This is a genomic window from Lyngbya sp. CCY1209, from assembly GCF_035615495.1.
GTDB lineage: Bacteria > Cyanobacteriota > Cyanobacteriia > Cyanobacteriales > Microcoleaceae > Limnospira.
The window spans coordinates 20328-27470 of the sequence record NZ_JAJENU010000448.1 but is presented as its reverse complement, the minus strand read 5'-3'; the positions used below and the strand labels follow the sequence as shown (position 1 = coordinate 27470).

Genomic DNA, 7143 nt, shown 5'->3' with positions numbered 1-7143 from the left:
ACCCTGATGTCGAGGGAATTTCCCCTCCCTACACCCTACACCCTACACCCTACACCCCCTCTAGCAGCGCTATAATTTGGAACAAAAATTTGTTATAATAGAAGGTGAAATATTGCCGAATTAAAATTGATTATGGATGTCAAGTTTCGGGAATGCAATCCCTTCGATATTTGGATTTGGCTGCGGTTCGAGACGGTCCCGGCTCCGATGGAACGGCAGTACATTGAAGAGGTGTTCGACTCCTGGTTTTTGTTGGGGAAATTGGGGGGGTTCAACGCGGAGAATTTGCAGGTTCAGGAGGCGGGGGTCGATCTCAACTATATCAGCTACGACGGCGATCGCGGCGCGGAGAGTTTGATGGCCCTCATGCACAACATGGGGGAGGTCGAATATCAGGGGGTTTGGGCGCGGTGCTGGTTCGATCTGGGGACGAGCGACACCTTCGCCCTGGACGTTTTGATCAATGCATTCGATCGCTTGAGTCGGGAATATGTGGTCATCGAAGAACTGATCGTCGGCGGACAGAATGAAGATTGGGTCGGCGATCGCGATCGCCACGAACCGGATTTCGTCGATTATAATTAGGGGCGATCGTGCTGACATTTTCGAGGCTATGGCGAAACCAAAAATTCGGGTGCTGGCATTGGGATTGGTGCGGGAGGGCGATCGCATCTTTGTCTCCCAAGGATACGACTCCAAAAAACAGGAAACCTTCTACCGCGCCTTGGGGGGAGGGGTGGATTTTGGCGAAAATAGCCAGGATGCCCTGCGGCGGGAGTTCAGGGAGGAACTTGGCGCGGAAATTGCCGATATTGAATATTTGGGTGGCCTCGAAAGTATTTTTGTCTATAATGACAGGCAAGGCCATGAAATCATTCAACTGTACCGCTGTCGGTTCGTCGATCGCCAATTTTACGAAACCGAGTCCGTGACCTTCCAGGAAGGCGATCGCGAAAAATTAGCCATCTGGGTGCCCATCTCTCGATTCCGGTCGGGCGAATTAAAACTCGTTCCCGAAGACTTCCTCAGCTACCTCGATTAAATCGGCACACTTGTGGTTATGAATTACTTCGTCGCTTCGCCTCCCCAATCCCGGGCTTCCGCCAACCTGGAGTTCGATACCTTCATGCTCCAATTCACCGCCTTGGAAGGGGTGGCGATCGAAGAAAACTACAGCGTCCGCGATCGCATCACAGCCTTCCGCAAAATCTACTACGATTCCCAAACCGACGCCCGAACCGACGCCGGGGCGACCTTCGGCGGCGGCCTGTGGAACGTTCTGATTCCCGAAGCCCGTTCCACCCCCCTGCCCTCGGGCTGGTCTTCCGCCAAATGGCGGGGGGCCGTGCAGTTTCTCCGCAACCACCAAGCCATCCCCATCCACGGAACCGGCGTCGATATCGGACACCTATTCGCCGGGGCCGACGCCGGCCAATATCCCGATGCCGTCAGCCTCGCCGGGGGGTTGGTGCGGATGCGTTCCAATCAGGAAGCCGCCACCTTTGTCGGGGATCTCGGCAGCGTGGTGGTGGAGTACATTTACGGAAATCCCGCCCCCTTCGCGGACGTCGCCCAAATGCGATCGCCCCTGTTGGAAACCTACTACGACGGCGACAAAGGACGCATCGGCAAAGCCGACATGGCCGGAAATGCTGACTCCTACGCCATCCACTTCGACCGGGCCCAAACCCTCACCCAAACCTTACTGGAATATTACACCGCACCGTCCGACGGCGCCGGGCGCCGCTACCGGACCTTCGCCCAAAAAATCGGCCTGGGAACCCCCGACGGCGGCCGTTTTTCCGGAGACACCCCGGACTGGCGGCGGGAGTTGCACGAACAGGTTTTCAACGCCGCCCTCGCCTACGCCGCCGCCACGGGACGGCGGGGCGATGTCGTCCTGATCCTGGCCAATCCCACCCCCGACATCTTGGGACTGACCCCCCGACAGGCCTATTGGAATGTGGCTCGCTGGGTGGTGGATTTGTTCGTGAGCCGAATGGCTCGGTTTGCGAGTCGGGAATGAGATGGGAAAATTCGGATACACTGGAATTGGCGAGATGCGATCAAACCGACCCCGCCCCCGGTTTCCGGGCACTCGCTGATTTCCCTCACCCGATTCCCCATTCCCCATTCCCCATTACCTGGCCCTGGCGCCATAGCATCGAGACTTCCAATCCATCGATTATTAATTCTCAATTCTCAATTCTTAAAAAAACCCTTAGATGTGAAGAGGCGATCGACCCATGTCCCACCACCAACACCACCAACATCACCCCCACCACCAACACCACCACCCGGAGCAACACCACCATGCCGAGAGCCCTCCCAATCCCCTATTGGAGAAGTTGCGGGCGATCGCCAAACCTAGAATTTGGGGACCCGTCGGCGTGATTTCCTTCGTGGGCCTGTTCGTCTGGCAGGTGTCGGAACACCCGGACTGGTATCAAGTCGAAATTGGATCGGAAGTTTCCACCGACGGCCTCACCGCAGAAGAACGGGCGATCGCGGCAGAAATTGACAGTTCCGGGTTGTTAGCCGAACAACTGCACCTGGGCAAACCGGAGGACTTCAACTTCTTCAACACACCCATTCAGGGGGGGGAAGACGTCTTGGAAGCCGCAAGGCAACCCGACAGCGACGATCGCCCAACTGTCACCCTACCCGAACCTGAGCTTCCCACCCTGCCCACATTCCTCCCGCAGCAGCCATCCCAACCGGCGACCGGCAATCCCTTCGCCCCCACCCCGGCATCGCCACCCTCCCAGACGGCCCCCGCCGCCCGATCGAATCCCCTGGGGATGCCCAACTTCGGCACCGCCCCCTCCCGGTCAAACGACCCAACCGAGACGAAGGACCCGACTCTCCCCGCCAGCCCCCTGCAGGCGGCGATGGACCAGTATCTCTTGCAGTCGCAACCCGAAAGCACCGCCCCAACCCAAGAAACGACCGCCGACCCCATCGACGCCACCGGAAGCTTCAATCCCATTTCAGTGGCAACCCCAACCTCCCAACCCGCCGCCGGCGACGTTCCCTATACCGGCATCCCCCTGCCGGCATCGGCCCCAGCCGTCCAGGTTCCCGAACCCACCTGGGTTGTCCCCCGCACCGTCACCGCCATCGACGGCACGGCGGCCCCCGTACAAACGCCGGCGACCAACCCCTACCAAACCAATACCGCGCTGCCCCAACCCGTACCCCAGGCCCAGCAGCCCAACGCCCGACCCGCGCCGGTGTTGCCCCCCAATCCGGCTAACCCCTACGGCCAATATAATTTCACGGGAACCAACCCCTACGCCCGGTCGCCCAACTCCGGCAACTTGGGCACCTCCGGCAACCCCAGCTATCAGACGGCGACGCCGAACCCCCAAAATTACGTCGTCGGTCCGTCGAATTTGAACCGTACCGGTCAAAATCCGGTCGTCCGACAGCAGACCCCCTTTACTGCACCCCGGCGCACGCCGGGACGGACGATCGGCGGCGGCCGGATCAATACCTTCTCGAACCCTTAGTCGTAAAGTTTTATAAGGTTTTGAACGAGTTCTTTTGATGCGGTGTTAACGTGGAAAGATAGTATATCTAGGTATACGTCGTGTCTGCAACTATCCAGTTTATCGACGGACTGGACGAGGAACTGGGTGGGGTTAGCCTCCGCAAACGTCGGGACAGCAACACCAAGATTGTCGTTTTAGTCTTCAACCAACTCAAGGCGATCGAACGCCTGAGGGCCTACCGCAAACAAATCAGCCACCTGTGGCTGCGGGACGACGAGGGAGAAATCCGCGTCAGCCCCACGGGGGTCAAATTCTTCTATATGGAAGATGACGAACTCTCGAAGGCGGAATGTTCTTTTGAGGTGGAGTCGGAGGACGTTTTCGAGCGGGTGATGCGGTTCTTGCACCGCTACGCCGACGAACACGGGTTCGAGTACAGTCCGGCTTGATCTTTCACCGGCGATCGCTTCACCGGGATTTCTTTATAATAAAATCGACGTGAGAGCCGTTTTGATATGAGTGACGCGATCGCCCTCAAAACCCTGAAAGCAGAACCGATCGCCCCCGATCGCTTTCGGCCCTATGGACAGGTTATCTTCCCCGCCACAGACGGCCAACCCTACGGTCGCGAGGATGCCCAACTCGATTTGAGCAACGGCACCCCCCGATTTTACATCATGCGCCTCACCGAACGAGGCCGAGAATTTCACGCCATCACCCGCCACGTCCGCTGTACCCAGTGTTTGGGCTCCCTGGAGGGGAAAGAGTGGCTGATAGCCGTCGCCCCACCTTCAAAGAGCGATCGCCCCGATTTGGACCAACTCGCCGCCTTCCGCATCCCCGGCAATTGCTTCATCAAATTGGAGGTGGGAACCTGGCACGCCGGCCCCTATTTTGATGGCGCGGATTTTATCGATTTTTATAACTTGGAATTGAGCGATACAAACGTCGTCGATCACTTCACCCATAACTTCAAAAAACAGGACAATCTCCGGTTTGAAATCATCTAGCGCTGCACCCCACACATGGCGAATTGGAATTCATAATTATTAATCGTTATAGCAGTGCGCGCAGCGCTATTGTTGACAAGTCGAGGCAGCCCCGAAAACTTCCAAACTAAGTTCTCAAGGGTTCCCGACTCCCGATTATCGAGGACCGCGCGCAGCGCTATAATTGTTAATTGTTAATTTCGAGATTTTTCCAGCAATTCCAGAATGCCGCGATCGTCAAAATTTTGGGACAGTTGTAAAATGCGATCGCTGAACTGGGAATAACCTCGATCCAATGAGGGCAACCGTTGGGCTTCTATTTCGATGGTTTCAATGTCGCCAATTTTAGCCGCTTGATAGATAGCTTCCAGCAGTTCAAATGGGGGAATTGTTGGGGTAAAATTCGGACGTTCGGTCGAATTTTCGTCCGCCCCTTTACCGTCATAAACCCACTGCAAGGGGAGATATTTTTTGAACTCCTTCAGGAGGCGATTTAGGTCGATAGGTTTGGGGATAAATTGATTGCAACCCGCCGCGATCGCCTGTTTTTCATCGAGATTAGAAACGCTGGCAGAAGAGGCGATAATGGGCAGGTCGCGGTAAGCGGAATTCCGAATTTTTTTAATCATTTCATACCCGCCCATTAAGGGCATTTTTAAGTCCGTGATCAGCAAATTCGGGCAAAATTCTGCCAACTTTTCCCAGCCTTCCAAGCCGTTGTCGGCTTCTTCGACAATAAAACCGAGAGGCCGCAGAAAATCAGCCAAAACCGACCGATTCACCGCTTCATCATCGACGACCAAAATTGTCTGCCGTTCTCCGGTATAGCCGACAATTTTGCCGAGATCGAGGGGAAGCTGATGGGTTGTGCTTTCCGATGCCAAAGGTAGGGCGAGATGGAACCAAAAGGTACTGCCTTCGCCGCGGGTGCTCGCCACTTCGATCTGACTTCCCATTAAATTCACCAATTGGTGACAAATCGCCAAACCCAAACCCGTTCCCTCGCTCCGTTTGGAGGTATCCCCCACCTGTTCAAAGGGCAAAAAAATTGTCTCCAGTTGTTCCGGAGTCATCCCCACCCCCGTATCTTTGATGAGGAAACGGATAACAGCCAGAGGCGGGGACTCGGAGTCGGAATCGTCGCCCGCAGATTGACTCGGTTTCGGATTTTCTGCCGCTTCCGTTGCGATCGCGTCAATGGTAAAATACACCTCTCCCACGTCGGTAAACTTCACCGCATTTCCCAGCAAATTGATCAAAACTTGGCGGAGGCGTTTGTCGTCAACCATGACGTAGTTCGGAATATGCTGATCGCACCGATAATTGAACTCGATTCCCTTCCGTTCAGCCCGGATGCGGATGATTTCGGATATCCCCAGCAAAAAGGAGGGCAAATGCACTTCTTTCGGGAATAATTCCAGTCGCCGCGCCTCAATTTTTGCCAGGTCGAGAATATCGTTGATCAGGGTGAGCAAATGGGAACCCGCCTGATAAATTACGTCAACTCCTTTGCGGTGGGAGCCGAGATCGTCGGCCTGTTGGAGAATTTGGGCGTAACCGAGAATTCCATTCAGGGGAGTCCGCAACTCGTGGCTCATGTTGGCTAAAAACTCGCTTTTGGCTTGGTTCGCTGCATCCGCGACGTTGCGGGCTTCTTCGAGTTGATGAGTGTAAATTTCGATGCGTTCTACGAGTCGGTTGAATGCTTCAGCGAGGGAGCCGATTTCATCTTTCGTCATCTGGGGACAGCGGAGCGCGAAGTTGGAATCTTCGGTCACTTGGCGGGCGACTTGTTCGACCGCTTTCAGGGGGTAGGCGATCGCGTGGCTGGTGGCGATCGCCAGAAAAATAGCCACGATGACCGACCCTGCGATACTGCTCAAAACGATCAGATTCCGCAACTTTTCGGCTTGCACCAAATCCCGTTCCGCATTTCGATATTGTCGGTCGATCGCCGTTTTTAGCCGCAACAAAGTTTCTAGGAGGCGATCGAACTTTACCTCCATTTCTTTCGACTTCCGGCGATTCAGGGCCACCACAATTTGATTTCTCGCCGCAGGAATTTCCGCGTCGGTCAGGTTGGGGGGGTCGAGGTCTTGCCAGAGCGTTTTGACCCATTCTTCATACTCGTCCGTCGTCTCCCGGTACTGTTGGAGCGTCGCCCTCAATTGGGGAACATCCGCCTCCGAAAATTGGGCGTAGCCGTCGAGAAAGGTTTGAAATTCCCCGACCTTTTCTTCCACTTTACGGACATCATTTAAAAACTTCTCTGATTCATAGTCAAACCAAATGCTATCTCCCAACACCATGAGCAGGCGTTGAGGGTGAATTTGGGTGGATTTGATGCTGTTATCTAAATCGGAGAGAAGCTGCTGTTGACGGTCGGCGATCGCCAGAGAAAGACGGGCTTGATACTGATAATAATTGCCGATATACAACCCGCTCAAAGACCCCAAAACGGCTACGCCGAGAGAGATGGTGGCGCTAACCGCGATCTTTTGCACGATGCTAAATTCGCACAACCGACCCATGAGAGCGTTCGCTGGCTTGAGCATAATATCAAATCCTGATAATTGACCACAAAACATCTGTGGTGGAGGGAGTAGGGAGTCGGGAGTAGGGAGTCGAGTTTTCCTCTTTCCCTTGAGTCCTCCCGATGT

General features: G+C 55.1%; 7 protein-coding genes. 6 read left to right on the top strand and 1 reads right to left on the bottom strand.

The window, feature by feature from the left end:
* The first annotated feature begins 132 nt into the window (after positions 1-132).
* The 6 genes from LKE08_RS14125 (at position 133) to LKE08_RS14100 (ending at position 4504) form a co-directional block, all read left to right on the top strand.
* Complete coding sequence (locus tag LKE08_RS14125; protein WP_324704877.1) at positions 133-585, top strand: DUF3531 family protein; 453 nt, start codon at positions 133-135, stop codon at positions 583-585.
* A 28-nt stretch (positions 586-613) separates the two neighbouring features.
* Positions 614-1042 (top strand): NUDIX hydrolase, encoded by a 429-nt coding sequence (locus tag LKE08_RS14120; protein WP_324704876.1) that lies wholly within the window; start codon positions 614-616, stop codon positions 1040-1042.
* A gap of 18 nt (positions 1043-1060) precedes the next feature.
* Complete coding sequence (locus LKE08_RS14115; protein WP_324704875.1) at positions 1061-2026, top strand: hypothetical protein; 966 nt, start codon at positions 1061-1063, stop codon at positions 2024-2026.
* Positions 2027-2246: 220 nt separating this feature from the next.
* The gene (locus LKE08_RS14110) at positions 2247-3512 is read left to right on the top strand and encodes a hypothetical protein (RefSeq protein WP_324704874.1); all 1266 of its coding nucleotides are present in this window, start codon (positions 2247-2249) and stop codon (positions 3510-3512) included.
* A gap of 80 nt (positions 3513-3592) precedes the next feature.
* Positions 3593-3943 carry a photosystem II reaction center protein Psb28 gene (psb28, locus tag LKE08_RS14105; protein ID WP_324704873.1) on the top strand — a complete coding sequence of 117 codons (351 nt, stop codon included), beginning with the start codon at positions 3593-3595 and terminating at the stop codon, positions 3941-3943.
* Between the two features lie 66 nt (positions 3944-4009).
* Complete coding sequence (locus LKE08_RS14100; RefSeq protein WP_324704872.1) at positions 4010-4504, top strand: ureidoglycolate lyase; 495 nt, start codon at positions 4010-4012, stop codon at positions 4502-4504.
* 173 nt (positions 4505-4677) lie between these two features.
* On the opposite strand, the gene LKE08_RS14095 is transcribed toward LKE08_RS14100, so the two are convergent.
* A complete protein-coding gene (locus LKE08_RS14095; RefSeq protein WP_324704871.1) occupies positions 4678-7038 on the bottom strand; it encodes a response regulator in 2361 nt (786 codons plus the stop codon).
* Positions 7039-7143: the final 105 nt, after the last annotated feature.